General features: G+C 57.7%; 30 protein-coding genes and 2 tRNA genes. 21 read left to right on the forward strand and 11 right to left on the reverse strand.

From position 1 onward, the window contains the following. The first annotated feature begins 100 nt into the window (after positions 1 to 100). The 19 genes from FFI16_RS22870 to FFI16_RS22955 all read left to right on the forward strand — a co-directional run bounded on the left by FFI16_RS22870 (position 101) and on the right by FFI16_RS22955 (position 14,418). Positions 101 to 1,825 (forward strand): tetratricopeptide repeat protein, encoded by a 1,725-nt coding sequence (locus FFI16_RS22870; protein ID WP_138816935.1) that lies wholly within the window; start codon positions 101 to 103, stop codon positions 1,823 to 1,825. 4 nt (positions 1,826 to 1,829) lie between these two features. Beyond that, positions 1,830 to 2,447: a lipoprotein insertase outer membrane protein LolB gene (gene lolB, locus FFI16_RS22875; protein ID WP_138816936.1), complete on the forward strand. Its 618-nt coding sequence runs from the start codon at positions 1,830 to 1,832 to the stop codon at positions 2,445 to 2,447. A gap of 49 nt (positions 2,448 to 2,496) precedes the next feature. Continuing rightward, positions 2,497 to 3,300 (forward strand): 4-(cytidine 5'-diphospho)-2-C-methyl-D-erythritol kinase, encoded by an 804-nt coding sequence (gene ispE / locus FFI16_RS22880; RefSeq protein ID WP_178110933.1) that lies wholly within the window; start codon positions 2,497 to 2,499, stop codon positions 3,298 to 3,300. Positions 3,301 to 3,337: 37 nt separating this feature from the next. Beyond that, positions 3,338 to 3,412: transfer RNA gene (locus tag FFI16_RS22885), tRNA-Gln, on the forward strand. A 46-nt stretch (positions 3,413 to 3,458) separates the two neighbouring features. Then, positions 3,459 to 4,400 carry a ribose-phosphate pyrophosphokinase gene (locus FFI16_RS22890; RefSeq protein WP_003208392.1) on the forward strand — a complete coding sequence of 314 codons (942 nt, stop codon included), beginning with the start codon at positions 3,459 to 3,461 and terminating at the stop codon, positions 4,398 to 4,400. A 139-nt stretch (positions 4,401 to 4,539) separates the two neighbouring features. Continuing rightward, complete coding sequence (locus FFI16_RS22895) at positions 4,540 to 5,139, forward strand: 50S ribosomal protein L25/general stress protein Ctc (RefSeq protein ID WP_138817449.1); 600 nt, start codon at positions 4,540 to 4,542, stop codon at positions 5,137 to 5,139. A 168-nt stretch (positions 5,140 to 5,307) separates the two neighbouring features. Beyond that, positions 5,308 to 5,892 (forward strand): aminoacyl-tRNA hydrolase, encoded by a 585-nt coding sequence (pth, locus tag FFI16_RS22900; protein WP_010213318.1) that lies wholly within the window; start codon positions 5,308 to 5,310, stop codon positions 5,890 to 5,892. A gap of 21 nt (positions 5,893 to 5,913) precedes the next feature. Further along, positions 5,914 to 7,014, forward strand: a complete 1,101-nt coding sequence (ychF, locus tag FFI16_RS22905; protein ID WP_138816938.1) for a redox-regulated ATPase YchF — start codon at positions 5,914 to 5,916, stop codon at positions 7,012 to 7,014. A 316-nt stretch (positions 7,015 to 7,330) separates the two neighbouring features. Then, a complete protein-coding gene (locus FFI16_RS22910; protein WP_138816939.1) occupies positions 7,331 to 8,251 on the forward strand; it encodes a sigma 54-interacting transcriptional regulator in 921 nt (306 codons plus the stop codon). Between the two features lie 159 nt (positions 8,252 to 8,410). Beyond that, the gene (locus FFI16_RS30555; protein WP_178112703.1) at positions 8,411 to 8,587 is read left to right on the forward strand and encodes a hypothetical protein; all 177 of its coding nucleotides are present in this window, start codon (positions 8,411 to 8,413) and stop codon (positions 8,585 to 8,587) included. Between the two features lie 66 nt (positions 8,588 to 8,653). After that, positions 8,654 to 9,019 (forward strand): hypothetical protein, encoded by a 366-nt coding sequence (locus tag FFI16_RS22915; RefSeq protein ID WP_138816940.1) that lies wholly within the window; start codon positions 8,654 to 8,656, stop codon positions 9,017 to 9,019. Between the two features lie 7 nt (positions 9,020 to 9,026). Next, the gene (gene sctJ, locus FFI16_RS22920) at positions 9,027 to 9,806 is read left to right on the forward strand and encodes a type III secretion system inner membrane ring lipoprotein SctJ (RefSeq protein ID WP_138816941.1); all 780 of its coding nucleotides are present in this window, start codon (positions 9,027 to 9,029) and stop codon (positions 9,804 to 9,806) included. Then, complete coding sequence (locus FFI16_RS30560) at positions 9,796 to 10,383, forward strand: type III secretion protein (RefSeq protein WP_178112704.1); 588 nt, start codon at positions 9,796 to 9,798, stop codon at positions 10,381 to 10,383. Before sctJ ends, FFI16_RS30560 begins: the two co-directional genes overlap by 11 nt. 34 nt (positions 10,384 to 10,417) lie before the next feature. Continuing rightward, positions 10,418 to 10,954: a type III secretion system stator protein SctL gene (gene sctL, locus FFI16_RS22930; protein WP_256666280.1), complete on the forward strand. Its 537-nt coding sequence runs from the start codon at positions 10,418 to 10,420 to the stop codon at positions 10,952 to 10,954. Between the two features lie 106 nt (positions 10,955 to 11,060). Next, a complete protein-coding gene (locus FFI16_RS22935; RefSeq protein WP_138816943.1) occupies positions 11,061 to 11,294 on the forward strand; it encodes a hypothetical protein in 234 nt (77 codons plus the stop codon). After that, on the forward strand, positions 11,284 to 11,694 hold the full coding sequence (locus tag FFI16_RS22940; protein WP_138816944.1) for a type III secretion system chaperone: 411 nt from the start codon (positions 11,284 to 11,286) through the stop codon (positions 11,692 to 11,694). The genes FFI16_RS22935 and FFI16_RS22940 overlap by 11 nt, the downstream gene beginning before the upstream one ends. A gap of 14 nt (positions 11,695 to 11,708) precedes the next feature. Beyond that, entirely contained in the window at positions 11,709 to 13,850 is a 2,142-nt protein-coding gene (gene sctC / locus FFI16_RS22945) for a type III secretion system outer membrane ring subunit SctC (RefSeq protein ID WP_138816945.1), read from the forward strand. After that, entirely contained in the window at positions 13,847 to 14,050 is a 204-nt protein-coding gene (gene hrpT / locus FFI16_RS22950; protein WP_138816946.1) for an HrpT family type III secretion system protein, read from the forward strand. The genes sctC and hrpT overlap by 4 nt, the downstream gene beginning before the upstream one ends. Next, positions 14,047 to 14,418 carry a transcriptional regulator gene (locus tag FFI16_RS22955; RefSeq protein ID WP_138816947.1) on the forward strand — a complete coding sequence of 124 codons (372 nt, stop codon included), beginning with the start codon at positions 14,047 to 14,049 and terminating at the stop codon, positions 14,416 to 14,418. Before hrpT ends, FFI16_RS22955 begins: the two co-directional genes overlap by 4 nt. On the opposite strand, the gene sctU is transcribed toward FFI16_RS22955, so the two are convergent. The 11 genes from sctU to FFI16_RS23010 are packed head-to-tail and all read right to left on the reverse strand — an operon-like array spanning position 14,419 to position 24,586. Beyond that, positions 14,419 to 15,516, reverse strand: a complete 1,098-nt coding sequence (gene sctU / locus FFI16_RS22960; protein WP_138816948.1) for a type III secretion system export apparatus subunit SctU — start codon at positions 15,514 to 15,516, stop codon at positions 14,419 to 14,421. Continuing rightward, positions 15,513 to 16,301: a type III secretion system export apparatus subunit SctT gene (gene sctT / locus FFI16_RS22965; RefSeq protein WP_138816949.1), complete on the reverse strand. Its 789-nt coding sequence runs from the start codon at positions 16,299 to 16,301 to the stop codon at positions 15,513 to 15,515. Before sctT ends, sctU begins: the two co-directional genes overlap by 4 nt. A gap of 10 nt (positions 16,302 to 16,311) precedes the next feature. Next, positions 16,312 to 16,575: a type III secretion system export apparatus subunit SctS gene (sctS, locus tag FFI16_RS22970; RefSeq protein ID WP_138816950.1), complete on the reverse strand. Its 264-nt coding sequence runs from the start codon at positions 16,573 to 16,575 to the stop codon at positions 16,312 to 16,314. Between the two features lie 7 nt (positions 16,576 to 16,582). Then, a complete protein-coding gene (gene sctR / locus FFI16_RS22975; protein ID WP_138816951.1) occupies positions 16,583 to 17,236 on the reverse strand; it encodes a type III secretion system export apparatus subunit SctR in 654 nt (217 codons plus the stop codon). Further along, a complete protein-coding gene (locus FFI16_RS22980) occupies positions 17,233 to 18,243 on the reverse strand; it encodes a FliM/FliN family flagellar motor switch protein (protein ID WP_138816952.1) in 1,011 nt (336 codons plus the stop codon). The genes sctR and FFI16_RS22980 overlap by 4 nt, the downstream gene beginning before the upstream one ends. Further along, on the reverse strand, positions 18,243 to 18,698 hold the full coding sequence (locus FFI16_RS22985; protein WP_138816953.1) for a type III secretion system HrpP C-terminal domain-containing protein: 456 nt from the start codon (positions 18,696 to 18,698) through the stop codon (positions 18,243 to 18,245). Before FFI16_RS22985 ends, FFI16_RS22980 begins: the two co-directional genes overlap by 1 nt. Continuing rightward, positions 18,695 to 19,123 carry a YscO family type III secretion system apparatus protein gene (locus FFI16_RS22990; RefSeq protein WP_138816954.1) on the reverse strand — a complete coding sequence of 143 codons (429 nt, stop codon included), beginning with the start codon at positions 19,121 to 19,123 and terminating at the stop codon, positions 18,695 to 18,697. The genes FFI16_RS22985 and FFI16_RS22990 overlap by 4 nt, the downstream gene beginning before the upstream one ends. Beyond that, on the reverse strand, positions 19,110 to 20,465 hold the full coding sequence (locus tag FFI16_RS22995; RefSeq protein WP_138816955.1) for a FliI/YscN family ATPase: 1,356 nt from the start codon (positions 20,463 to 20,465) through the stop codon (positions 19,110 to 19,112). The genes FFI16_RS22990 and FFI16_RS22995 overlap by 14 nt, the downstream gene beginning before the upstream one ends. Continuing rightward, positions 20,462 to 21,361, reverse strand: a complete 900-nt coding sequence (locus FFI16_RS23000; RefSeq protein ID WP_178112705.1) for an FHA domain-containing protein — start codon at positions 21,359 to 21,361, stop codon at positions 20,462 to 20,464. The genes FFI16_RS22995 and FFI16_RS23000 overlap by 4 nt, the downstream gene beginning before the upstream one ends. A gap of 37 nt (positions 21,362 to 21,398) precedes the next feature. Then, positions 21,399 to 23,492, reverse strand: coding sequence for a type III secretion system export apparatus subunit SctV (gene sctV / locus FFI16_RS23005; RefSeq protein ID WP_138816957.1), 2,094 nt, complete (start codon positions 23,490 to 23,492; stop codon positions 21,399 to 21,401). Beyond that, positions 23,489 to 24,586 (reverse strand): TyeA family type III secretion system gatekeeper subunit, encoded by a 1,098-nt coding sequence (locus FFI16_RS23010; protein WP_138816958.1) that lies wholly within the window; start codon positions 24,584 to 24,586, stop codon positions 23,489 to 23,491. Before FFI16_RS23010 ends, sctV begins: the two co-directional genes overlap by 4 nt. 263 nt (positions 24,587 to 24,849) lie before the next feature. Here FFI16_RS23010 and FFI16_RS23015 point away from each other — a divergent pair, with 263 nt between their 5' ends. After that, the gene (locus FFI16_RS23015) at positions 24,850 to 25,395 is read left to right on the forward strand and encodes an RNA polymerase sigma factor (RefSeq protein ID WP_138816959.1); all 546 of its coding nucleotides are present in this window, start codon (positions 24,850 to 24,852) and stop codon (positions 25,393 to 25,395) included. Between the two features lie 430 nt (positions 25,396 to 25,825). After that, positions 25,826 to 25,902, forward strand: a tRNA-Met gene (locus tag FFI16_RS23020). Positions 25,903 to 25,982: the final 80 nt, after the last annotated feature.

Genomic DNA, 25,982 nt, shown 5'->3' on the forward strand with positions numbered 1-25,982 from the left:
GTAGCTTGTGCCTATAAAGGCGCCCACTGAGACTCGGTTATGTTTGGCCGAAGGCTTGTGTCATGATGATCCGACCGCAGGTTAGTCGTCCTCTTCCTATATGAATAGATCTTCCGCGTTGCTCCTTGCTTTTGTCTTCCTCAGCGGCTGCCAGGCCTTGGCACCCGTGTCGCCGGACGGTACGCCGCCGGTCGAAGACAGCACCCCAGCCCCTGAAAAGCCCAAGGTTTACTCCTCGTTCAATGAAGAAACGATCTATAGCCTGCTGACCGCCGAACTCGCCGGCCAGCGCAATCGTTTCGATATTGCCCTGGATAACTACGTGACCCAGGCCATCAATACCCAGGACCCGGGCATTTCGGAGCGTGCGTTTCGCATCGCCGAATACCTGGGCGCTGACCAGGCTGCGCTGGATACTTCGCTGATCTGGGCGAAAAACGCCCCGGACGACCTCGAAGCGCAACGCGCGGCGGCTGTGCAACTGGCACGCGCCGGACGTTATGACGACTCCATGGTGTATATGGAGAAGGTCCTGCAGGGCAAGGGCGACACGCATTTCGACTTCCTCGCGCTGTCGGCTGCCGACACCGACCAGGACACGCGCAATGGCCTGATGAAGAGTTTTGACCGCCTGCTGCAAAAGCATCCGAAGAACAGCCAGCTGATTTTCGGCAAGGCCTTGCTGCTGCAACAGGACGACGAAGCCGATGCTGCGCTCAAGTTGCTGGAGCAGAACCCGCCGGAAGACGGCGAGATCGCCCCGATTCTGTTGCGCGCCCGCTTGCTGCAGAACCTTAATCGCGGCAAGGAAGCCATTCCACTGCTGGAAAAAAGCATCAAGAAGTACCCGGGCGACAAGCGTTTGCTGCTGACCTATGCGCGAATGCTGGTTGAGCAAGACCGTATGGAAGACGCCAAAGTGCAGTTCGCCAACCTGGTCCAGCAATACCCCGACGATGACGAGTTGCGTTACTCCCTGGCACTGGTGTGCCTGGAAGCCAAGGCCTGGGACGAGGCCAAGGGTTACCTGGAGGAGCTGATCGAGCGCGAAAGCCATGTGGACTCAGCGCACCTGAACCTCGGCCGCATCGCGGAAGAACGCAACGACCCGCAGGCTGCACTGCTTGAGTACGCCCAGGTCGGCCCCGGCAATGACTACCTGCCGGCCCAACTGCGCCAGGCTGACATCCTGATGAGCAACGGCCGCACCGACGAAGCCGAAAAACGCCTGGCGGCGGCACGCGATGCCGAACCGGACTATGCGATCCAGCTGTACCTGATCCAGGCCGAAACGCTGTCGGCCAACAAGCAGGGAGAACGCGCCTGGAAATTGCTGCAACAAGCCTTGCTGCAATACCCCGACGATTTGAACCTGCTGTACACCCGCGCCATGCAGGCGGAAAAACGCAATGACTTGGCGCAGATGGAAAAAGACCTGCGCCTGATCATCAAGCGCGACCCGGACAACGCCATGGCGCTCAATGCCCTGGGCTACACCCTGTCGGACCGCACCACGCGTTACGCCGAAGCCAAGGTGCTGATCGAACAGGCGCACAAGCTCAACCCGGAAGACCCGGCCGTACTCGACAGCCTGGGCTGGGTGAATTACCGCCTGGGCAACCTCGACGAAGCCGAACGCTTGCTGCGTCAGGCACTCGAACGCTTCCCGGACCAGGAAGTGGCCGCCCACCTGGGTGAAGTGCTGTGGGCCAATGGCAAACAGCGCGAAGCACGCCAGATCTGGGAAAAATTCCTCAAGGAACAACCCGAAAGCCCCATCCTGCGCAGTACCATCAAGCGCCTGACCGGATCCGAGACCCTTTAAGCTTATGTTCTTGCGCCACGTTATTGTTTTCAGTTTTATCGCCCTGCTCGCCGGTTGCGCGGGCATAGGCAGCCGTGAATCCGTTGAAGGCCAGGGCAACCAGGCGCAATGGAAGCAGCACAAGGATCAGCTCAGCAGCATTGACGGCTGGCAGATCGACGGCAAAGTCGGGGTGCGCGCACCGAAAGATTCCGGCAGCGGTACTTTGTTCTGGCTGCAACGTCAGGACTATTACGACATTCGCCTGTCCGGACCGCTGGGCCGTGGCGCAGCACGCCTGACCGGCCGACCGGGGCAAGTGAGCCTGGAAGTGGCCAACCAGGGCCGCTATGAGGCAGCCACGCCGGAAGAACTGCTGGAACAGCAGATCGGCTGGAAGCTGCCGGTTTCGCACCTGGTGTGGTGGGTACGCGGTTTGCCTGCGCCGGACAGCAAGAGCCGCCTGAGCCTTAACGGCGATAGCCGCCTGGCCACGCTTGAGCAGGATGGCTGGCAGGTCGAGTATTTGAGCTATGTAGAACAGAGTGGTTACTGGCTGCCTGAGCGCATCAAGTTGCATGGCACCGACCTTGACGTCACGCTGGTGATCAAGGAATGGCAACCACGCAAGCTGGGGCAATAACGTGACCTTAGAACGCTTGACGCTGCCCTCTCCCGCCAAACTCAACCTGATGCTGCATATTCTTGGTCGCCGCGAAGACGGCTACCACGAGCTGCAGACACTGTTTCAATTTCTCGATTACGGCGATGAACTGACCTTCGCCGTACGTGACGATGGCGTGATCCAGTTGCACACCGAATTCGAAGGCGTGCCACACGACAGCAATCTGATTGTCAGAGCCGCAAAAAAACTTCAGGCGCAATCCGGTTGCTCGCTCGGTATCGACATCTGGATCGATAAAATTTTGCCCATGGGCGGCGGCATCGGTGGCGGCAGCTCAAATGCCGCGACCACGCTGCTCGGTTTGAATCACTTGTGGCAACTGGGCTGGGACCACGATCGCCTGGCCACGCTGGGCCTGACACTGGGCGCCGACGTGCCGGTTTTCGTGCGTGGGCACGCGGCTTTTGCCGAAGGCGTCGGGGAGAAACTCACCCCGGAATACCCCGAAGAGCCTTGGTATGTCGTGCTTGTTCCGCAAGTATCTGTAAGTACAGCAGAAATTTTTTCAGATCCACTGTTGACACGTAACTCTCCTCCCATTAAAGTGCGCCCCGTTCCCAAGGGAAACAGTCGAAATGACTGCTTACCGGTTGTAGCAAGGCGTTATCCAGAGGTACGTAACGCTTTGAATTTGTTAGGTAAATTTACCGAAGCAAAATTAACCGGAACTGGAAGTTGTGTGTTTGGGGGCTTCCCAAGCAAAGCTGAAGCTGATAAAGTCTCGGCCCTTCTTACAGAGACCCTTACAGGGTTTGTAGCAAAGGGAAGCAACGTTTCGATGTTGCATCGCAAGCTGCAAAGTCTGCTCTAAAAGGAACCGAGTACTGGGTACTCGTTGCAACAGATACAGGGGCGTCGCCAAGCGGTAAGGCAGCAGGTTTTGATCCTGCCATGCGTTGGTTCGAATCCAGCCGCCCCTGCCATTTTCTAATACTCATCCAGGTTACCCTCAGCCTCTAGGTACTGCGCGTGTCCAAGATGATGGTCTTTACGGGGAACGCTAACCCCGATCTGGCTCGACGTGTCGTACGTCAGCTGCATATCCCTCTCGGTGACATCTCTGTCGGTAAATTCTCCGACGGCGAAATTACAGCCGAGATCAATGAAAACGTCCGCGGTAAAGATGTTTTCATTATTCAGCCGACTTGCGCTCCGACCAACGATAACCTGATGGAACTCGTCGTGATGGCTGATGCCTTCCGCCGCTCCTCAGCGACTCGAATCACAGCTGTAATCCCTTACTTTGGTTATGCCCGTCAGGATCGCCGTCCGCGTTCCGCACGTGTGGCTATCAGCGCGAAAGTCGTTGCTGACATGCTGACCGTGGTAGGCATCGACCGTGTTCTCACGGTTGACCTGCACGCTGACCAAATCCAGGGGTTCTTCGATATTCCGGTAGATAACATCTACGGCTCCCCAGTATTGGTGGATGACATTGAAGACCAGCGCTTTGAAAACCTGATGATCGTGTCCCCGGACATTGGTGGCGTCGTGCGTGCACGGGCTGTTGCCAAATCCCTGGGTGTGGACCTCGGGATCATCGACAAACGCCGTGAGAAAGCCAATCACTCTGAAGTGATGCATATCATCGGTGATGTCGAAGGGCGTACCTGTATTCTGGTTGATGACATGGTCGACACCGCCGGCACTCTGTGCCACGCGGCGAAAGCCTTGAAAGAGCACGGTGCAGCAAAAGTCTTCGCCTACTGCACACACCCTGTGCTGTCGGGCCGAGCGATCGAGAACATCGAGAACTCCATGCTGGACGAACTGGTGGTGACTAACACCATCCCGTTGTCCGCAGCAGCTCAAGCCTGTTCGCGTATCCGTCAACTGGATATCGCACCGGTAGTTGCCGAAGCGGTTCGCCGCATCAGCAACGAAGAATCGATCAGCGCGATGTTCCGATAAGGGTCAAACCTTACGAAACATCCCACTGACGAAAAGCGCCCCGCCCCAGCATTCTGTTGGGGCGGGGCTTTTTTGCCCATATCGCCTTTAGCGCTGGTCGCAAACGCTGGGGCGAATGTGGTTATTTTGGAGATACAACATGAACGATTTTACTCTGAATGCTGAAGCGCGTTCCGACCTGGGGAAAGGTGCGAGCCGCCGCCTGCGTCGTCTCGCAAGCCTGGTTCCAGCTGTAGTTTACGGTGGCGACAAAGCCCCTGAATCCATCAGCATGCTGGCCAAAGAAATCGCCAAACTGCTCGAAAACGATGCTGCCTACAGCCACGTTATCGAACTGAACGTTGGCGGCAAAAAGCAAAACGTAATCATCAAGGCTCTGCAACGTCACCCGGCCAAAGGCCACGTGCTGCACGCTGACTTTGTACGCGTTATTGCCGGTCAGAAACTGACCGCTATCGTTCCAGTTCACTTCGTTGGCGAAGAAACTCCGGTTAAGAAAGGCGGCGAAATCTCGCACGTCCTGAACGAAATCGAAGTAACTTGCCTGCCGAAAGACCTGCCTGAGTTCATCGAAGTCGACCTGTCGGCTCTGGAAATCGGCGCCATCATCCACCTGTCCGACCTCAAAGCCCCTAAAGGCGTTGAGTTTGTTGCACTGGCTCACGGTGATGACAAAGCTGTTGCAAACGTTCACGCTCCACGCGTTGCACCAGAAGCTGAAGAAGGCGCTGCAGAGTAATTCACTCTGTAATGTCGGAGCTTGAGGAAACATCGCGGACCGGAACGTAGCGAGAAAGCGGGCGATAACGCGGCGTTTACTCTTGAGTAAATGATCTTTTGTTGACCGCTTTCGCCGCACACAGGTTGCGGCGATGTTATCCACAACTCCAAAGGAAGGGCCCCTGTCGTGACTGCCATTAAACTGATCGTTGGCCTGGGAAATCCAGGCGCCGAATACGAACAGACCCGGCATAACGCGGGGGCCCTTTTTGTTGAGCGCATCGCCCACGCGCAAGGTGTAAACCTTGTGGCCGATCGCAAGTATTTTGGCCTGACCGGGCGCTTCTCGCACCAGGGTCAGGATGTTCGTCTGCTGATTCCCACCACCTACATGAACCGCAGCGGCCAGGCTGTCGCGGCGCTTGCGGGCTTCTTCCGGATCAAACCCGAAGAAATCCTGGTGGCCCACGACGAACTGGACCTGCCACCCGGTGTTGCCAAGCTCAAGCTCGGCGGCGGGCATGGCGGCCACAATGGCCTGCGCGACATCATTGCGCAGTTGGGCAATCAGAATAATTTTTACCGTCTGCGGCTCGGCATTGGCCACCCAGGCGTTGCCAGTATGGTTTCAAATTTCGTCCTGGGTCGTGCGCCACGCGCCGAACAGGAAAAACTCGATGCCAGCATCGACTTTGCCCTCGGCGTGCTGCCGGATATCTTCGCCGGTGAATGGAACCGCGCGATGAAAAACCTGCACAGCCAGAAGGCCTGACTCTTACCGAGGGGAAACACCATGGGATTCAATTGCGGCATCGTCGGCCTGCCCAACGTCGGCAAATCCACCCTGTTCAACGCCCTGACCAAGTCCGGTATTGCGGCGGAGAACTTCCCCTTCTGCACCATCGAACCCAACAGCGGTATCGTGCCGATGCCGGACCCGCGCCTGGACGCGTTGGCCGCTATCGTCAATCCCAAGCGTATCCTGCCGACCACCATGGAGTTCGTCGACATCGCGGGCCTGGTAGCCGGTGCGTCGAAAGGTGAAGGCCTGGGCAACAAGTTTTTGGCCAACATCCGCGAAACCGATGCCATCGCCCACGTGGTCCGCTGCTTTGAAGACGAGAACGTGATTCACGTCTCCAACAGCGTTGACCCGAAACGCGACATCGAGATCATCGACCTGGAGCTGATCTTCGCCGACCTCGACAGCTGCGAGAAGCAACTGCAGAAAGTCGCGCGTAATGCCAAGGGCGGCGACAAGGACGCAGTGGTCCAGAAAGGCCTGCTGGAGCAGTTGATCGCGCACTTCACCGAAGGCAAGCCGGCACGCAGCCTGATGAAGTCCATGGGCGTCGACGAGAAAGCTGTGATCAAAGGCTTCCACCTGCTGACCACCAAGCCTGTCATGTACATCGCCAACGTCGCCGAAGACGGCTTCGAGAACAACCCTTTGCTGGATGTGGTCAAGGCCATCGCCGACGAAGAAGGCGCTATCGTGGTTCCGGTGTGCAACAAGATCGAAGCAGAAATCGCCGAACTCGATGACGGCGAAGAAAAGGACATGTTCCTCGAGGCCCTGGGCCTGGAAGAGCCGGGCCTGAACCGCGTGATCCGCGCCGGTTACGAAATGCTTAACCTGCAGACCTACTTCACCGCCGGTGTCGAAGAAGTCCGCGCCTGGACCGTCAAGGTCGGTGCCACCGCACCACAGGCCGCCGGCGTGATCCATACCGACTTCGAAAAAGGCTTTATCCGCGCCGAAGTCATCGCCTACAACGACTTCATCCAGTACAAGGGTGAAGCCGGTACCAAGGAAGCCGGTAAATGGCGCCTGGAAGGCAAAGAGTACATCGTCAAGGATGGCGACGTGATGCACTTCCGTTTCAACGTATAAGCGCCACCTGCGGCATTGCCGCAAACAAAAAGCCGATGCCCTGCATCGGCTTTTTTGTGGGCGGTTGTTTGTCTATCGGCAATCGCCATCCTGTTGTTTATTTGAAAGCTTAAGATATTTCCTATTTATGACGCAAACAACAGATCAATCACTTTGAATGATGTTAAGCGACAAGTTAATGACTTTTCCTACGCAAGCCTGGCTTACTCTTACCTGCATACTCGACGAGAAATCTTATACTTTACGCGCAGTCCAAGTACCTTTTGAATAACAGCCTTTTAATCGCAAACAATCACGAGAGTGGAGCACCCATCCGATGTCGGCCGCCGATCAAAAAGAACGCGAAACCGATACGCCACTCATTGATGGCTCGGATATAGAGAACACGATCAATAGCACAGCGACACTTAATGTTGACATCTTGTTGCTGGGAGAGACCGGCACGGGTAAAGATACTCTGGCACAACGCGTACACCGCCTGTCGGGCCGACGAGGCAACTTTGTCGCGGTAAATTGCGCAGCTATTCCAGAGAGCCTCGCCGAAAGCCAATTGTTCGGTGTCAACAGTGGTGCTTATACCGGGGCTGTGCAGTCACGCGCAGGGTTTATCGAAGCGGCTCACCTGGGTACGTTGTATTTGGATGAAATCGACAGCATGCCGCTTTCGCTTCAAGCCAAGCTATTGCGAATGCTCGAATCACGCGGTGTTGAACGGCTCGGCTCAACACGCTTCATCCCGGTCGACATGCGCGTCATCGCGTCCGCTCAACAATCACTGCATGACATGGTCGAGCAAGGCAGCTTCAGGCGGGACCTGTATTTTCGTCTGAACGTTATTAATATCAAGCTGCCGCCGCTGCGTGACCGACGTGAGCGTATCGTACCGTTGTTTCTGGAGATGATTAAATACGAGGCAGAGCACTTCAACTGCACAGCCCCTCACCCCACAACCGAACTGCTCCAGCAGTTGCTGTGTCATCCGTGGCCGGGCAATGTCCGCGAACTACGCTCCACGGCCAAGCGTTTTGTCCTTGGGCTGCCGCCTTTATCGGCATCAAATGCCGAACCATTGGAACTGGGCCTGAAAGACCGTCTGCAACGCATTGAGAAAACACTCATCGAAGAGTCTCTACAGCGTCACACTTACAGCGTGGATTGTGTGGCGTTGGAATTGGGTGTTGCCAAGCGCACCCTCTATTATCGAATGAAGCAGCTGGGTGTTGCACTTAACGCATGAAAAAAATAGAAACAAGTAGCCATCTGCCGATGGAACTGTTTCTAGAGGCTTCGCCACTAAGGATACGAGCGTCGATTATCAAATAAAGATTTAGCGCGATTAATCGAATAGCTCATAACAAACACTCTATTAACTGATAGTAAACCCAAAGGTGAATTTATGTCCTCTCCAATCGGCGGCGGTAACAGTGGCGTCAGCCTCAGCAGCGAAGCACTGCAGAGCGAACTGAATAAAGAGCTTCAGGAAAGAAACAAAAACACCCTCGAAATGGCAAAAATTGATACACAAGTATCAAAAGCTAACAAGTGGAGCCAAGTCCTGAACAAAGTACAATAAGTAGCACAGGCTTTCTCTAGTTTAAAAACCAGAGAAAGCCTTACTATTTTCCTGAGGGATATATCTATGCGCACAACGCTTGAAAAAGAGCGGGGAACCTATTCAGGTGCCCCCGAGTTTCCCGCCGAAAAAAGCAGCGATAGCACCCACGACGCGCATTTCTTCAGTGCGGCACTGGAGCAGAACATTACTTACCCGCAGGCTCCCCCCGTCCCAGGAAACAGTCGGTCGCTGGTGGACCAATCAGAGCGGTTGAAATCCAACCACGAAAAAATCCCCAAGCTGCTGCGTGAATATTCCAAGACCCGTAACGAGCTGAAAATGGCGGACGCCACACAATCCATTATTGAATCAAAAGAAATCCTCAACATCGGCGTCAAGGTCATAAAACACTGCGCTTCGTTCGTTGAGAAAGCCACTAACCTGCAATAGGTGAACCATGCGCCGCTGCCGCTTTATTCTCTTATGGCTGACCCTCTTATCGGTGCTGAGCGGATGCGGTGAAAGCGTCGAACTGCACCGAAAGTTATCCGAGCAGGAAGCCAATGAGGTGATCGCTGAATTGGCAGACAAGCAGATTCGGGCACAAAAACAGCTGGAAAAAGACGGCGTGGTCGTTCGCGTGCGTACAGACGATATTGCTGCCGCCGTCCACACGCTTGCCGCCGCCGGGCTGCCAAAGACTGCGCGGTCCACGCTGGGCGACGTCTTTCGCAAGGAAGGTGTGATTTCTACACCGCTTGAGGAACGTGCCCGCTATATCTATGCGTTGTCTCAGGAGCTGGAAGCGACCCTGTCCAATATCGATGGGGTTCTAGTCGCCAGGGTGCATGTGGTACTGCCTGAGCGAGTTGCACCGGGAGAGCCGGTACAACCGGCCTCGGCATCGGTCTTCATCAAGCATGATCCACGGCTGGAACCTGACAGCCTGCTGCCGCGCATTCGGCGGATGGTCGCCAGTAGCATACCGGGCATGACAACGGCCGTTGCAAACCCGCAAAAACTGACCGTGATCTTCGTACCGGCTACCGCCTACAAACAAAAGCAGCAACTCGCCTACTTCGGGCCGTTTCTGATTAAGCCGGGTGACCTCGCTTTTTGGCAGACCATGCTGACATTGTTCTTTGTCGTCCTGGTAGCCGGTTGCGCAGCAGCGGGGTTCTGGCTGAAAAAGGCGCGCGGCGCCCAACAAGCCGAGCCGAACGCGAATGACGCATGACAACCTCACCTGGGCCAAGTGGTGGGCCTGCCCCTGGCTCGATTCACCCCACGAATGGCCGCCTTTCACCCCATCATTGCCCTATTCGAAAACACTCTGCCAGAGCCAGCACGCGGCAATGGCAACGGCGTTGGGAATTGCCCCATGCCTGCCTGTCGAACCGTCGCCAGCCCTGCTGCAGTTGGTCCTTGAACCTGCGCAACGCAGAGACCTCATCCTCGCGCTGGTCGGCGGTGTTTACCAGATCAAGACTCACACACCGTTGAGCCAGGACCTGCAACTCTGGTGCGTACGCCTTTCCAAGGCACTGATGCCCAACGCCCTGAAAATCAGCACTGAAGACCCCCTGCACTATTTACGCGCCTGGGTAGAGCCCTCTGTATGGCAGCGGCTGCGGTTGAGCTTTGACCGCCACCGGGTGCTCGCACTTGAGCAGAGCCCCCGACTGAGCGAAACCCACGACAAGCTCGAAACAATTTGGAAGGCCGCTATATGGCGCACCGGTGCGTCAAACAACGAGCCGGTGTTTTCCTTCGCCGAGGAGTCCCAGGACGATGCTGTGCAAACGCACGATTGAGCTAAGCAAGCCACTTCCTTCACGCACGAGTTCGTTGATTCCTTTGGAAACATTGGCGGACTGCGCTCGCGACGCCGAATTGTTAAACAGTGCCCAGGATCAGGCCGATGAAATCCTGCGCCAGGCCCATGTGCAACGCGATCAGTTGCTGCTGCAGGCACAGCATGAGTTCTGGCAACGCGCCAATCGCCAATTGCACCTGTGGCACACGCAACAGCAGGCGATCCTCGACAACATCGAACGCATCGCCACATCGGTCACCCACAGCGCAATTCGCAGTTTGCTCGAGGACACAACGCCGACTCAGCGGGTGTCGGCCATGCTCAAGCAAATGCTCGTAGCCCAGGCTCCGGCGATCCGCGCAAAGTTGGTCTGCAACCCACAGGATCAAGCGGATGTAGAGCACTGGTTGAATCAACATACCGAAGCGCCCTGGCGCCTGCAGTGTGACGAGTCCGTTGAGCCACAAGTGCTGATCCTGGAGGCGGAGGAAGGCAGCTTTCGTATCGACTGGGCCTCTTCGATCAATGCGTTGTTGGTGCCTCACTCAGACTTTGTTTCAGAGCAATAACCTCTCAACCGACCTGCTGCATTTTTTTACCGGATATTTAAAAAATCGTGGAACGGATCCCAAACGCCAACCACATAAAAAATACACGTTCAACGGAGATCAGCATATGAAACTCGACGCACGCGAGGGCGGGCAAATCTTCAGGGATTTAAGCAAAAACAACCGGCAGTTCGAACAGCTCGGTCAGGACGTCCCTGACGAACTATCTTCGAGAGAGTTTTCATCTTTGATAGATGAACACTTAAGGCTCAAACAAGATTTGATGCTACAGACGACTGCCGCCGGCGCAGTTCTCAGCCATCGGGCCGAGATGGGTAAAATCATCTTCAATGGGACCTGAGAGTTTCAGCGAGCGGCTCACTCAGTGGCGGGTGGGGACAGAGCAAGAAATCACCCTGTACGAGGGCAGCGACGCCATAAACCTGCGTCGCTACCCGCAGTGTTTTTTGCTCAGCGCCCAACTTACCCATCAGCCACCGCCCACCCAAACAGCCATGGAAACATGGCTACGAATGGGTGGGGCAAGCCTGGCGTATTTTCAGGGAGCGCTTTCGGTCGAGCCCTCCACGGGGCAGCTCTGGCTACTTCAATGCGTCTCGCAAGAAGCCAATCCGGCCGTTCTTTTTAACCAACTTGAATCCCTTCTCAATCAGCGCGACACCTGGCGCTCCACGGTCAAGCGGCTGGCCAGAACGCCCCAAAACCTTGGACCCACTCCGCTGCGTGCGCGGTTTTATTAACTAGAGAACCCTATATGAATAACCCCATTTACAAGCGTTTACGCTTGTCTATCAGCTCGCCCTGTGCGCGATTGAAACACGCCGACTGGCGTATTCCAGTGGTTCTGACGTGCCTGCTGATGCCTCTGCAAAGCGCCCTTGCCGCGATTCCCTCGGAATGGAAAAACACGGCATATGCCTATGAAACCCAGTACAAGCCTGTACGCGAAGTGCTCGAGGACTTCGCCCAGACCTTCGGCACCCAACTGCAAATCGAAGGCCTGCTGGAGGGCGTCGTCAATGGCAAAATACGCGCTAACACGCCCCAGTCCATGCTCGACAGGCTCGGGGTCGAACACCGCTTCCAGTGGTACCTGTACAACAACACCCTGTACATCAGCACGCTGGATCAGCAAGAGTCTGCGCGGCTGGAGGTTTCGTCGGAAACGATCGCAGACCTTAAAAAGGCCCTGACCGATATCGGCCTGCTCGACAGCCGATTTGGCTGGGGTGAATTACCGGACGATGGCGTCGTGCTCGTCTCCGGTCCTAAACGCTATATCGAGCAGATCAAACAGTTCAGCAGCCAGCGCAGATCCCCGGATGAAAAACAGAGCGTGCTGACTTACCCGCTCAAGTACGCCAACGCGGCCGATCGCACCATTGATTATCGCGGCGAGAAGCTGACCATCGCGGGCGTGGCCAGCGTGCTGCGTGGGTTGCTGGAGCCGCGCTCCAACTCCGCAGTCGCCAACGCCACCCAATCTTCCGGCGCTTCTTCACCGCCGGGCTTGATTACACCCAACGTCCCGCGACTGAACAACCCGCTGCTGGAGCAAATGCTCGCCAACCCCACGAACGCAGGAGGGCTGTCGACGGGCGCCTCACTCGGCCCTCGCGCTCCACGCGCTACCAGCCGAATCCGGGTCGAAGCCGACGTGCGCAATAACGCGATTCTGATTTACGACCTGCCTGAGCGCCAAACGATGTACCGCGAGTTGATCACCCAACTCGACGTTGCGCGCAAGCTGGTGGAGATCGACGCCATCATCCTCGACATCGAACGCACAAAGTTGCAAGAGTTCGGGGTTGAATGGGGCTTTCAAAACAGCCGCTGGCGCGGCGGCGTCAATGTGGCTCCGGGTACGACCTCGCAGTTGTCGATTGGCAACCCCGGGCGCTTCTATGCTCACATACGTGCCCTGGAAGCCCAAGGGCTGGCAACCCTGGTCTCCAACCCTTCCGTGCTCACCCTGGAAAACCAACCGGCGGTCATTGACTTCAACCGCACGCGATACCTGAAGGCCGGCAGAGACTACGCAACCATTTTACCCGTGACCGTCGGGACCAGCTTTCAGGTGGTGCCACGGGTGATCACCAGCCGTGGTGGCCACCAGATCCATTTGGTGGTGGACATTGAAGACGGCAATTTCAACGAGCTCAACCTGCAGCCCGATGACCTCGATGTTCGCCGTGGCAAGGTGAGCACCCAGGCGGTGATGGCGGAAAAGCGCTCATTAGTGGTCGGTGGTTTCCATGTCACAGACAACAAGGACAAACACAGCAAGGTGCCGCTGCTGGGTGATATTCCTTTGCTGGGCAAAGCATTGTTCTCCTCGACAGAACGACAGAACAGTCGACGCGAGCGCTTGTTCATCCTCACCCCACGGGTCATCGGTGACCAGGCTGACCCTTCGCGTTACCTGCCCCAGGAGGATCAGGCTCAGTTGCAGGCAGCCCTCAAGCCACTGGCGCGCCGGCAAGCCGCCCATCAACCGCCTGTAAATCGCAGCGATATCACCAGCACCCTGGCGCACCTGGTCAGCGGCGAAGTGCCAGACGGTTTCAAGGCGGGGCCAATGCCCCTGCAGTTGGACACCCTGTGCGCCACGCGCGACCTGTTGGCACTCAACAGCGAGCGCAGCCAGTGGTACACCGGCCCACAGTTCAATGTGGCGGTGGTGGTCGTGCGCAACCAGATAAAACGCAACGTGCGCATCGATGAAAAAGAATGCAGCAACTCACAAACGCTGGCAGTCAGTGTCTGGCCACGCGCCTGGCTCAAGCCAGGTGAAGAAGCTGAAGTGTTTATCGCCATGCGGCCCGTCGTGAAAGATGAACATATCGGCACACCCCGCCCTTCCCTCCTCACCGCCCCCTTGAAGACCACGCCATGAAACACAGACTCTTGAGCATTATCATGATCGGCGCAGCAATGATCGCCTCGGGCTGTACGCCAACCTGCAAAGGCGACTCCTGCACGCGCCCGCAATCGAGCAGTGACAAAATGGTGGTCTGGTGGCCGCCAGAGATGCGCGTAGACTCCGGCCCCTCTGGGGAACGGGCAGACTATCAGACCATTTCCCTGGAACGATGAGCCTCACAACACGGCCTGACGATGCGCTGCATCGTCAGGTTTTTTTGGCCGACGTGCGCAGTGGCGTTGCCGCTCACCTGCAACTCCTCCCCGGTATCCACCTGTGCACGCTGCAAGCCGGCACCCGCCAGGGGTTGGCCTTGCACGTTGCGCGCGAAGCGCTGCAAACCGGGCAGGTGCAACGGGCACTGGAACGACGTTTTGAACAAGCACTGACGTATGACGATTGTTTTGTCTATCTCGACGCACAGGGCAATTTGGTCATCTGGCGCTCGCTGCCGGCTCAACACGACGCGCTTGAGAGTGCCATCAGCCGCCTGCTTTCACTGGCCAACCTTGATGCATTGGATGCTCACGCCACGCGTTGATCAGCGCTGTTCCAGCTCAGGCAATTCCAGGGTTTCACGCTTGGCCTCATCATCCAGTTCACGCAAGGTGCGGTAGATCAGCGCGACAGCCTGCAGGGTTTCTCGGGGGATACTGGCGCCAAGCTTATGGGTGTAGAGCGTGCGGGCCAGCCATACACACTGAATGACCGGCACGTCAGCCGCTTTAGCCCTTTTGATCAGTTCACGCGCGTCGGCATCCGTGCCTTTGTCCACCAGCAACGGCAGCGGTGTCTTGCCAGGGCGGTAATACAACGCAACGGCAAAGTGCGTTGGGTTGACGACCAGCATGTCGGACTCTTCCAGCTTGGGCAGCTTGACCTTCGGCTCTTCCTGAGCCAATTGCTGCGCCAGCGAACGGCGCTGGCCCTTCACATGGGGGTCGCCCTCCATGTCCTTGTACTCCTTGACGACTTCGACCTGGGTCATGCGCATGCGCTTGGCAAAGAAGTGCTTCTGCAGCGTCAGGTCGATAAGTGCCAGCACCAGCAACAGGCCCAGGCACGCATGCAGCAAGTAGCGAAACAGCTCGATCAGCGCCAGGATATAGGAGGGCAGGTCGCTGTTGGCCAAATTGATCAAGGCGCCAAGGGAGGGACCGATCACCGCATACAACACCACACCTAACAGCACGGCCTTGGCGACCCCCATCAGCAGGTTCATCAGCGACTGCGCGGAGAACATCTGTTTGAGCTGATTAAGGGGGTTGAGACGCTTGAAATCCAACTTGAGGATTTCCGGTGCGAACAGCAAGCCGAACTGCATCCAGCTACTGAGCAGCTTGACGGCGATCGCCACTGAAACCATCAGCAGTGCAAAGGAAAAAAACACCACCATGGCGTCGAGCAACACCTCTTCCAGGGCTGACACAAAGGGTCGGCCGAGGCGGGATATCGGCAGCAGCAGCATTTCCTGAAACCGCTGCAGGCTGCGGTCAGCGGTCCATAGCGCGAGCTCGCTGATGGCGGTCAGCACCAGAAGTTTGCCGACATCCTGGCTTTGGGCAACCTGGCCTTTCTTGCGTTGATCACGCAGCTTCTTGGCACTGGCCGGGTGTTTTTTCTCACCGGAATCACTCATGGCATTCCCACCTTGAACATCAGCCCAAGGGCGTGCCTGAGTTCAGTCAGCAGGCTTAAGCGGCCGACGATCAGGTCCTGCAACAGTTCAAAATACAACAGCAAAATACCAATACCCGCCAGGCATTTGACCGGTGGGGCCAGCGTACTCACCTGCAACTGCGGGCTATAAAGCCCCAGCAGTGCAATGCCAAACTCCAATAACAGCAGTACCGCGATGAAAGGTGCGGCGTAGAGCATCATATGGGTGAACGTGTCGCCGAGCAGGTTGAGAAACACGCCAAACCCATTGGCATGCGGCAGTGGAAACCATACGGTTGGCGGCCATATCGAGTAACTGTCCCAGATCACTTGCGTCAGCGCCCCAAGCCCCAGGGTGGCCATCAACAAAAAAATCGTCAGCTCCTTGAACAGATGCCCGATGGGTGTCGCATCCGGGCCAAGCGAAGGGTTGAGCTGGCCACCGGCCAAGGCTCCCCGCTGGTTATCCAGCAGCGCCCCTACCGCCTCGAACATCCAGAACGGCATCGACAGTAATATGCCCAGCAAGGTACCCAGGGCCGCCTCTTTAAGCACCAACGCGCTGAGCATCAGCGTAGAGAATTCCTGGTCGGCGAAGGTTGCATGGATGCCTGGGGCAGGCAGCAGCGCCAGCGCCGCCACAATGGTGTGGCGCGGCATGCCACGGATATGCTGAAAACAAAACGCCGCGACCAGAAAGGCGCAAGGGTAGATGCGCGCCATGCCGACCAACAGGCTGGGCAGGTAATCAAGATAGTGCAGCACAGGTGCAACCTCAGTTCAGCGCGGAGCGAGAGATCATGTCGAATGTCAGATTGATCAGTTGAATCAACTCCACGCCGATCCAGCGCCCCGTCATGACCAGCGTGATCCCCACTGCCACCAGCTTGATGCCAAACGGCAAGGTCTGGTCCTGTACCTGCATCAACGCCTGTACAAGAGAGGTCAGTACGCCGACCACCACCGCCACAATCAACGGCGGAGCCGACAACACTACGACCAGCAGCATGCCCTGCTTGAACAGCACGATCGGTTCCATACGCCACTCAGAGATAAGAAAAGAAGAGGCTGTCGAGCAGCCGTGACCACCCGGAAACCATCACGAACAACAACAGTTTGAGCGGCAGGGAAATGGTCATCGGCGAGACCATCTGCATACCCAATGCCAGGAGCAAATTGGAGACAATCAGGTCGATCACAATGAACGGAATGTAGATGAGGAAGCCGATCTCGAACCCCGCCTGCAATTGCGACAGCACAAAGGCAGGTACCAACAGAATCAGGTCTTCTCGCTGAACTTCCTGGGCCATGGCGGCCGGCCATAGGCGCCCAGTGTTCTCCAGCAAGTGCGTCAACACATCCGGATCAATATTGCGCAGCATGAATGCGCGCAAGGGTTTGATCGCCTCCCCGCCGGTGTGCAGGGCCATTTGCACACTGCTTAAATCCAGCGGCGAGACCTTCACGGTTTCGGCGATCTCGTAACCCACCGGCGCCATGATAAAGAGCGTCGCCGCCAGCGCGATGCCATTGATGGCCATGCTCGGTGGTACTTGCTGCACGCCTATCGCGTTGCGGGTGATCATCAGCACGATGACAATTTTCAAGAAGGCCGTGCACACAATCAACAGCATGGGCATCAGTGACAATGCGCCCAGGAAAAGTGCAAGTACAAAGGGGTCTATGCCCTGAATACTCATCGCGAAAAAACCACTCGCGTCACCTGCAGGCCCAAGCGCCCATCCACTTCCACCAACTGCCCCTGGCCGATCGGCCGATCACCGTAGTACAGGCCGGCCATTCCCGGTGCATAACCGGTAATGCCCAATACTGAACCCTCAACCAGGTTGCGCAGCTCGCCCAGCGTCAAGTTGAGCATTCCACAACGCACGCTTAACGCCATGCTCAAGTCATCGAACGGCTCGTGCCCGAATACTTCGGCCACGGGTTCATCTTCCGGCTCAGCGTAATAGGATGCTGAAAAGTCCTCGTTCACACTCGTGTCCTCTATAGAAGTCAGGGTCAGGCACAGCGGCCCGGTGTCATCGTCAATGCAGCCGTGCAGGCGCTGCCTGCCGACCTGCACGTAGCCATTGCCCTGGGATTGAAAAAAAGCCTGCTCGAGCACCAGCACATCACCCATCCGCAGGCTGCGCACTTGTGCGATGGGTAGCTGCAAGGTCCCAAGGGGCACGGCAATTGCCAGCTGGAACTGCGCCGGCATCGGCGCGGCGATAGAGCGCCAAGGCGCGGCCTCGCACAACGCCAGAAAGCTCTGGTGGGCCAGCCACACGTAGCCCACGACCCGAGAGGCTCCCAATGTCACGCTGAATCGGCAGCCAAAACCCACCGGACGCGCAGTCACCAGCAAGCGCATATAGCCAAACAGCGCTTTCACTTGGGGACTGAGGTGGTGCTCAAACAACGCCCAGAACCATGAATGTGGGTCGTTTCCAGCCTTGGCCAATGGCACGGGGCATTCACCCAGCAGGCTCAACAAGGGCCCCGCCTCGGCGAACGCCAACACGCCGAGGGCGGTTTCAAAACACAACGCCTCGCCGCCAACAGGGGCACGCCCGGGCTCGATCAGCAGCTCACCCGCTTGCCCTGCAACCTGAAACGGTAAACGCAGCCCACGCCCCAGCCTGCGGCGCGCAGCCACCGTGTCCTGCTTGACCACAGGCAGCGCCAAAAAGGGCACCTTCATCACGTACAGTCACCTGGCAGATAGAACTTGACCGGTTGCCCCAAGGCTTGCGAGCACCGCTCCTGGCACTGCTGCCGCACACCACGCAGCCAATGGTTGGTGGCATCGTCCTCTGCGTCCAGTTCAATGGCCCAACTGCTTTGCTCACGATGTACAAGGGCGTTGATCCGCCCCAGGCGTGGCAAGCTCAGTACGAATTGCAGCGGCCACTGTGTACCGGCCTGAATCGGCGCCACGAGTTGGTCGACCAATACATCGGCCTTGGCGGCCTCGACTGAGGCTTTGATATCCAGGCGCGAATGCCCAAAACGCTTCTCTGCAGCACCGCCGGCAAGCAGATGCGCAAACAGTCGCCCTTGTTCCAAGGGAACGTACGCCCCCACGCCAGGCTCGCGTTCCTCCCGTAGCTCACGCGTGCGTCGATGCTCAGGCGCGGTATTTGAAACCTGTGTCATAGCGAATCCTGAGCGAGCAAATTGGACAGTTCCTGAAGTTTTTCCACCTGGCGCAAACACTCCGTGGCGTACTTCTGGGCATTGCCCACCTGGATGTCCTTGTCCTTGTGCTGCGCTTGCAGTGCCTGCACCTGGCTTTCGTCGCGCAAAGTGCTGGCCGACAACGAACGCTCTTGTGACCCCCAGGCGTTCAGCGCTTTGAGCGTGAGCACCTGGCCCTGATGCTCGCTGAGCAACTGCGCACTTTGCCGAGCCTCCTCCTGACGGGTTTGCTCAAGGGCTTGCTGGGCCTGTTGAATATGGGCCTGCAGGGTTTGCCGCGCTCGCTTGGCCTCACGCAAGGCCCGTTCAGCGCGGTCGGCCCGATGACGGCGCAGGCGTCGCAAGGTCTCGATATCCGCCATCGACACGTCAGAACGGGACATAGGCCGTCAGCTCCTTGAGTTGCTCCAGTGTGGCTGTCATCGGCGAGGGTTCACGCAAGTCCTGGCGCAGGAAACTGTCCACTGCGCTGCGACTGTCTACCGCCAAGTCGGTCAATGCATCGCTACCTGGCTGGTACTCACCCAGCTTGAGCATCAGCTCGATTTGCTGGTACGCCGACAACAGCCGACGTAGCGCCGTGCCGGCCTGGATATCCCCGGGCTCGGCCACGTTGCTCAAGATCCTCGAAAGGCTGGCCAATACGTCCACTGCCGGATAGTGCCCACGCTCGGCCAGCTTGCGAGACAGCACGATATGGCCGTCGAGCAGCGAGCGAACTTCATCGGCCACCGGGTCGCTCATGGAATCCTGCTCGATCAGCACCGTGTAGATCGCCGTGATCACGCCTTCACGCGTCAACCCGGCACGCTCGACCAAGCGCGGCAACAGGCTGTACACCGAAGGTGGCAAGCCACCACGGCCCAGGGGCTCGCCGGCGGCGAGGCCAATTTCTCGCTGGGCCCTGGCGAACCGTGTGAGGGAATCGATCAGAAGCAGCACGCGCTTGCCCTTGCGTCGGAAGCCTTCGGCCAAGGCTGTCGCCGTGAAGGCTGCGCGCGCCCGCTCCATGCTCGAACGATCAGAGGTGGCACACACCAGGACGGCTTTGGCGCGCAGTTGATCATCGAGTTCATGATCAAGAAACTCGCGCAGCTCCCGGCCTCGCTCGCCGATCAGGCCGAACACAATCACGTCACACTCAACGTTGCGGGCTATCTCCGCCAGCAACGTGGTCTTGCCGCAGCCGGCCCCGGCAAACAGGCCGACACGCTGCCCCTCGCCCAGCGTCAACAGGCCATCGATCGAACGCACGCCCGTGGCCAGCGCGCGGTTGATTCGCGGCCTGTCGGTGGGCAAAGGCGCTTCGCACAAAACGGGGCTGGTGTCCGCCGTGTCGGCCAGCGCAAAAGCGCTGGCGCCTTCACCGGTAATCGGCCGCCCAAATCCATCCAGCACCTGGCCCAACAACTTCTCGCTGACCTGTACCTGATGGGATATGCCCAGGCGTTCTACGCTCGCCCCCACACGCACGCCTTCCAGGTTACCCAGCGCACTGAGCACGGCATCCTGCTGGTCGAACCCGATAATTTCGGCGAGCATGTGCTCGCCTTGCTTTTCCACTTGGCACAAGTCGCCTATGCGTGCCTGAGGCAGTCGACATTGCAGTAACATGCCGTTCACACGCTGCACACGCCCGCGTATCGTCACCGGCGCAAAACCTGCCAGCGTCTGGGACTGGTGCCGCTGCCATGTGTCGAGGCGCGCCTGCAAATCATTGATCACCAGCGCACCTCATAGCGCTGCGCGCCCTCGAAAACCACCTTGCTGTTGTCAATCATCACCAGGCGCAAGTCGTCCACTTGGTCTCCTACAAACAGTCGGTTGCCATCCTCCAGCACGACGTGACCATTCGCCCCTCCGATAATCTGAACGATCTTGAATGGCAGCTCATTGTCGTGCGCACGCACACGGCTGATCACTGGCACAACGCTGTCGAACTGCTCACCAAAACGGTCGAGCATGCGCGTCACCAACGCCAGATCCTCCTCGGAAACATCGCCGTTGAGCGCAACCTGGCCATTGATCACCTGCAAACTGACCCGCTGGCTCAAATCACGCTCACTGAGCATATTCAGCAACTGCTGGCGCACCTCGAACGGCGAGGCCAGTTCGGTTTTCTGGGGTACTGCCGGCATCAACGAGGCCTGCGGATCACGCTCCCCGGTGGAGGCAATGCCCACCACCATGATGATGACTGCGACCACCAGCACCACACTGATCAAACGCTTTTGCTGCGAGTGGCCAAGGGCCGACAACTTCAACGTCTGGGGCGCTTCTTTGGCCATAACCTTGGCTGGCGTTGCCGGCGCGGGTGCTTCGGGCCAAGGCTGATCCGCCACGGCGACATACAGCCGAATGGCGCCCACGCCAAATTGTTCGCCCAGCGCCAGATGCGTGATCTGCGCCACTACCTGCCCTTTTGCGCCTTGCAACAACCCCGCCTGGGCCTGCACCGACCATATGGAGCCGACCAACCGCAACACCGCGTGCTGCTCGGCGATCCCTGGGTCGCTCAGCACCAAGTCAGCCTCTGCATGAGCACCGATGCTCCACTGCTCACCGAACAGCGGCAGCGCAGCCCCTTGGTGCAGGCCATCGAGAACACGCAGCTCGAACATCATTGGACGCTCCGCTGTGCTGAAACTGGCGCAGTCTTCATGCAGCCGTACCACGCATCAGCTCGGTCTGGCCAAGGTCAAAACGCCCCAACACTTTCACCTTTGAGGTGCTCCCCAATTCGGCAAAAGACATCACAGGGACATGGTTGAATTCTTCGAGCAATAGAGTGCGCAAAGGGCTGCGCAAATCCTGCGCCACCAGCATCACGCTTTTGCTTTTGGGGCGAGCCACGAAGGCTTGGTTGAGCAGGTGGATCAGTGACGCGCTGCTGTCATTATCAAGGGCGAAGAACACCCCGGTCTGGGTCTGGCGCAGCGATTCGCGCAGCACGTTTTCGGTCTGTGGAGACAGCAGCCAGGCATGCAGGCCGTCGGCCTCACTGTACTGGTGGAAAATCTGCGATTTGAGCGCAATACGCGCGTAGTCCGCCAAAGCGTCCGGCTCTCGTTCATGCTGGCCGTATTCAATCAGCGACTCGACAATCAACCTCACGGCGCGCAGCGGTACACCTTCGCCAGCCAGGCGTTGCAGGACCGCCGAGAACCGCGACAGCGGCATGATTCGCTGTAGTTCCTGCACCAGCTCCGGCTGGTTGTGTTCAAGCCAGCTGAGAATTGACTTACTCTCCTGGATCCCCAGGAACTGGGGGCCGGAGAGCATCATCGCCTGCTTCATGCGCTCGACGATCAGGTTCGTCGCAGTGAAGCGCTCAAGCGCGGGGTCATCAAGCAAAGGATCATCTGGCGCCAACCACACCCAATCCTGCTCATCACGTTCGGCCAGGCCTGGTATCGCGTGCTCCGGTACTTGCGCCAAGGCTGTACGCTCCACGGCAACTTGCGTAACAACCGAAGCCTTGATCATCGGCACTTCGTGTACGCAGAAGCGCATTTCGTCGTCCGCCAACGAGTCGTCGAGTTCGACTTCGAACGGCGGCAACGTCAACCCGATATTCGCAACGAGCGCATTGCGGGTCTGACGAAGGCCATGAACCAGATCAACCACCTCGGGCGTTCCACGCAAGACGGGAGAAAACTGCAGCAGATAGGGGCGTGACGGGTCAAAGCCGCGCAAGTCCTCTTCACCGTTTTCTTCCGGGCGCACGGCCTGCGTGGCCTCGGCCGCGGGAGCTTCCTGGCGTTGACGTTGGCGCGCGAGGTAATAGCCCAGGGAGCCCGTCATCAGTGAGATAAAAATAAACACCAGGGTCGGCATGCCAGGCAACGCCGCAAACGCGAGCATACCCACCGATGCAATCATCCAGCTCTTGGGTTCGCTGGTCATCTGACGGGCAATTTCTGCGCCCATGTTAGTGACGCCCCGGCGCCCATCCGGCGCGGCGCGGGTGATGATCATGCCGGCCGTCAGCGAGATCAGCAGCGCAGGGATTTGCGCAATCAAACCGTCACCGATGGTCAATACCGAATACAACGCAATGGATTCGCCGGCGCTCATGCCATGCTGGAACATGCCTGTGGAAAAGCCGCCCAACAGGTTGATCAGCACGATCACCAGACCTGCAACGGCATCGCCCTTGACGAACTTCATGGCGCCGTCCATGGCCCCGAACAGCTGGCTCTCGCGAGACAACTGGTCGCGCTTGTCCCGCGCCTGATTACCGTCGATCAGTCCTGCACGCAAGTCGCTGTCGATAGACATCTGCTTGCCGGGCATCGCGTCCAGGCTGAAGCGTGCGGCCACTTCGGCAACCCGCTCGGAACCCTTGGTGATCACCAGAAAGTTGACCAGGGTGAGGATCATGAAGATCACCAACCCTACGGCCAGGTTGCCACCCACCACAAAGTTGCCGAACGCCTCGACGATGTCACCGGCGTCCTGCTCCAGCAGGATCAACCGCGTGGTCGCAATCGACAGTGCCAGGCGAAACATGGTGGTCAGCAGCAGAATCGAGGGGAACGACGAAAACGCCAAAGGCCCCGGCAGGTAAAGCGCCAGAACGATCAGCAAGCAGGCAATACAGATGTTCAGCGCGATGAGGATATCCACCAGCCAGGTCGGCAGTGGCACGATGAAGATAAACACAATCGCCAGTACCACGACAGCACCAAGGACTTCAGCACGTTGTGCGACCTTGAGCAGCCAGCGGTTGATAAACGCCAGTACCGTCACATCAACGCCCTCGGCTCAATCTGGCCCTTCTCCAGGCGCGTGAACTCATCCATCACGAGCAGGAAGTTATGCAAAGCCTCCTCACGCCCCCGCGAGTCGCGCCATAAGGCCGCAGGCAAACCTTTGATCAAGGGATAAAGCGCATTGAGAGAGGCCAACTGGCGGGCCGCCGCATCCCCTGCCAAGTCATCCGCCAGCAGTTGAACCTCGGAGGGGGCAATGCCATTGCCGGCATAACCCAATAGACGCTGCAACAGGTCAACGGCGTCGTGTTCAACGTTCAGACGCTGAACCAGGTCTTGGCAATTGGACAGCACCCCGCCCAATTGACCACAGCTCTGTAACCCCAACAAAAGCGTGCGCAATTTGGCGGTAGGAATCGACGAGACGTACGCCGCAATATCATCCGCCAGGGCCCGGCGCATGAGATTGAGCCCGACCGCAAACTGCTCGCCACCGTACTCTTTCAAAAGCGCCTGCATCATGCTGGCCAGGGATTGGCGCACGACCACATTGGCGTAGTAGAGCGTACGTATCGCCTGGCATTGCGCAGGATCATCACTGCCTGACTGCAGGGCCAGGGCAATATTGAGGCCCGCCTGGATCTCCCGCTTGTACTGAATCTCCAGCTTGGCCAGCGCAGCACGTGCCAGTGCCGCCTCGCTTTTGACTTGCGCGTCACGCGTCGACGCTGCCTGGGTCTGGCGCACGAGTGCTTCGGCCTGCGCCGTCAGTTGACGCAGCACAACAAAGGTACGTGCAGGGTCCCCACCCGTAAGTTCGACTAACTTTTCGAGACTCTGCTGGCGCTCCAGATACTGCCTGGCCACGATGACCATCTTTGCCAGGCTTTTCTGGGCGGGATGGCCGAGCCGATCATAGAGCTGCGCGAGTTGCTCGACAGGTGTGACAGGCCCGCTAATGGCGCGTCGGGTCAACGCGGTGCTGTGAGCGGCGGCTTCCTGGCTGAAAATGCCGGCGAGCGCATCCAAACCTGGCGCAGCATCCTGCGATCGGGTCGCAGCGACCGTCTCGGAAACGGACGGCTCCAAGCGCTGGATTCTGTGCAGATCGGGGTTGAATTCGACTTTCATGGGCATGCCAGGACAGGGAGTTTGTGTCTCTATGTGGCAACCCCGTGCCATACAGTTCCATCAAAACCACACACACTCTTTGCTTTGAAAATACCCGCACAAAACCACCTGCCGTTTTGCAAGTACCTGCGCAAAATCACACTATTTCAATATATTTATATCTATAAATCAGCGAGTTAAGCGATTTTTTCATTTGGCACAGCCAGTGCAAAAGGGGTTCCCGTCGAACTTACTTCGATAGCGTCTACCCTGAGGAAAAAATCGTGAATATCCCTATTGAAGCTTTAGCGCAGCTCGTTGGCGACTCGCCTCAATTCATGCTCCAACTGACGGACGACCAGCAGAAAAAACTCCGGCGTTTTATTCATAAACGCGTACTCAACCCCGAGGACGCCGACGACATCCTGCAATTGACCTACCTGGAGGCTTGGCGCAACAGAGAGCGGTTCAGTGGCCAGGCCACCCTCAGTACCTGGATGTGCGGCATTGCGCAAAACCTGGTCCGCAACCATTTCCGGCGCCTGTATGCCAAACCGGTGCATTGCGAATTCGATGAATCGCTGTGGCATGGCCAAGAGGAAAACAAGAATCTGGATTGGGAATTCGAGATCAACCGCCGACTGGAAAAAACCTTGAGCGCCATTGATCACTTGCCGGCGGAAATGCGTAAGACGCTTTACGCCTCGTTGGAGACCGATGGGAGTTACCAGGACACCGCCGACGTGCTGGACATCCCCATTGGCACCGTTCGCTCACGCCTGTCACGGGCGCGCGAACACTTGAAACGCGTCACGCACAACCCGTCGTAACCGTAAGCTGGCCCGGGGGGCAAGCGTTGGGCGGCAGGGATATCTGCCCAACCGAATTACGCTTTTACCGTGCGCAAAAACAGGATCACAAGCCGCGCCGAATGGCACCTTGGCGCTCATTGTCAAATGGCCTGCAGCACCACACCCTTGCGATCACGCATTCAATACCGTCAGCAGAACAGCGCAAAACCCATGTGGGAGCGGGCTTGCTCGCGAAAGCGGTACGCCAGTCAACACATGCATCAACTGACAATCTGCTTTCGCGAGCAAGCCCGCTCCCACCTTGGATCTTCGTGACTGAAACACCCGTACCCGCCACACCACTCGTCGCCGTTTGGCCTGATTTTGTTTAAACAGTTGAAAGCGTAGATAAAATTTTGAAATAAACGCTTGACGCATATGCGTTCTACGCGAATAATGCGCGCCACTTGGCTACGTAGCTCAGTTGGTTAGAGCATAGCATTCATAATGCTGGGGTCCGGGGTTCAAGTCCCTGCGTAGCCACCAAGTACTAAAAACGGCTTACCGAAAGGTAGGCCGTTTTTTTATGCCTGCAGAAAAGGGCTCAGGCATACTCGCCCCCAACC

Source organism: Pseudomonas sp. KBS0710 (genome assembly GCF_005938045.2).
Classification (GTDB): domain Bacteria; phylum Pseudomonadota; class Gammaproteobacteria; order Pseudomonadales; family Pseudomonadaceae; genus Aquipseudomonas.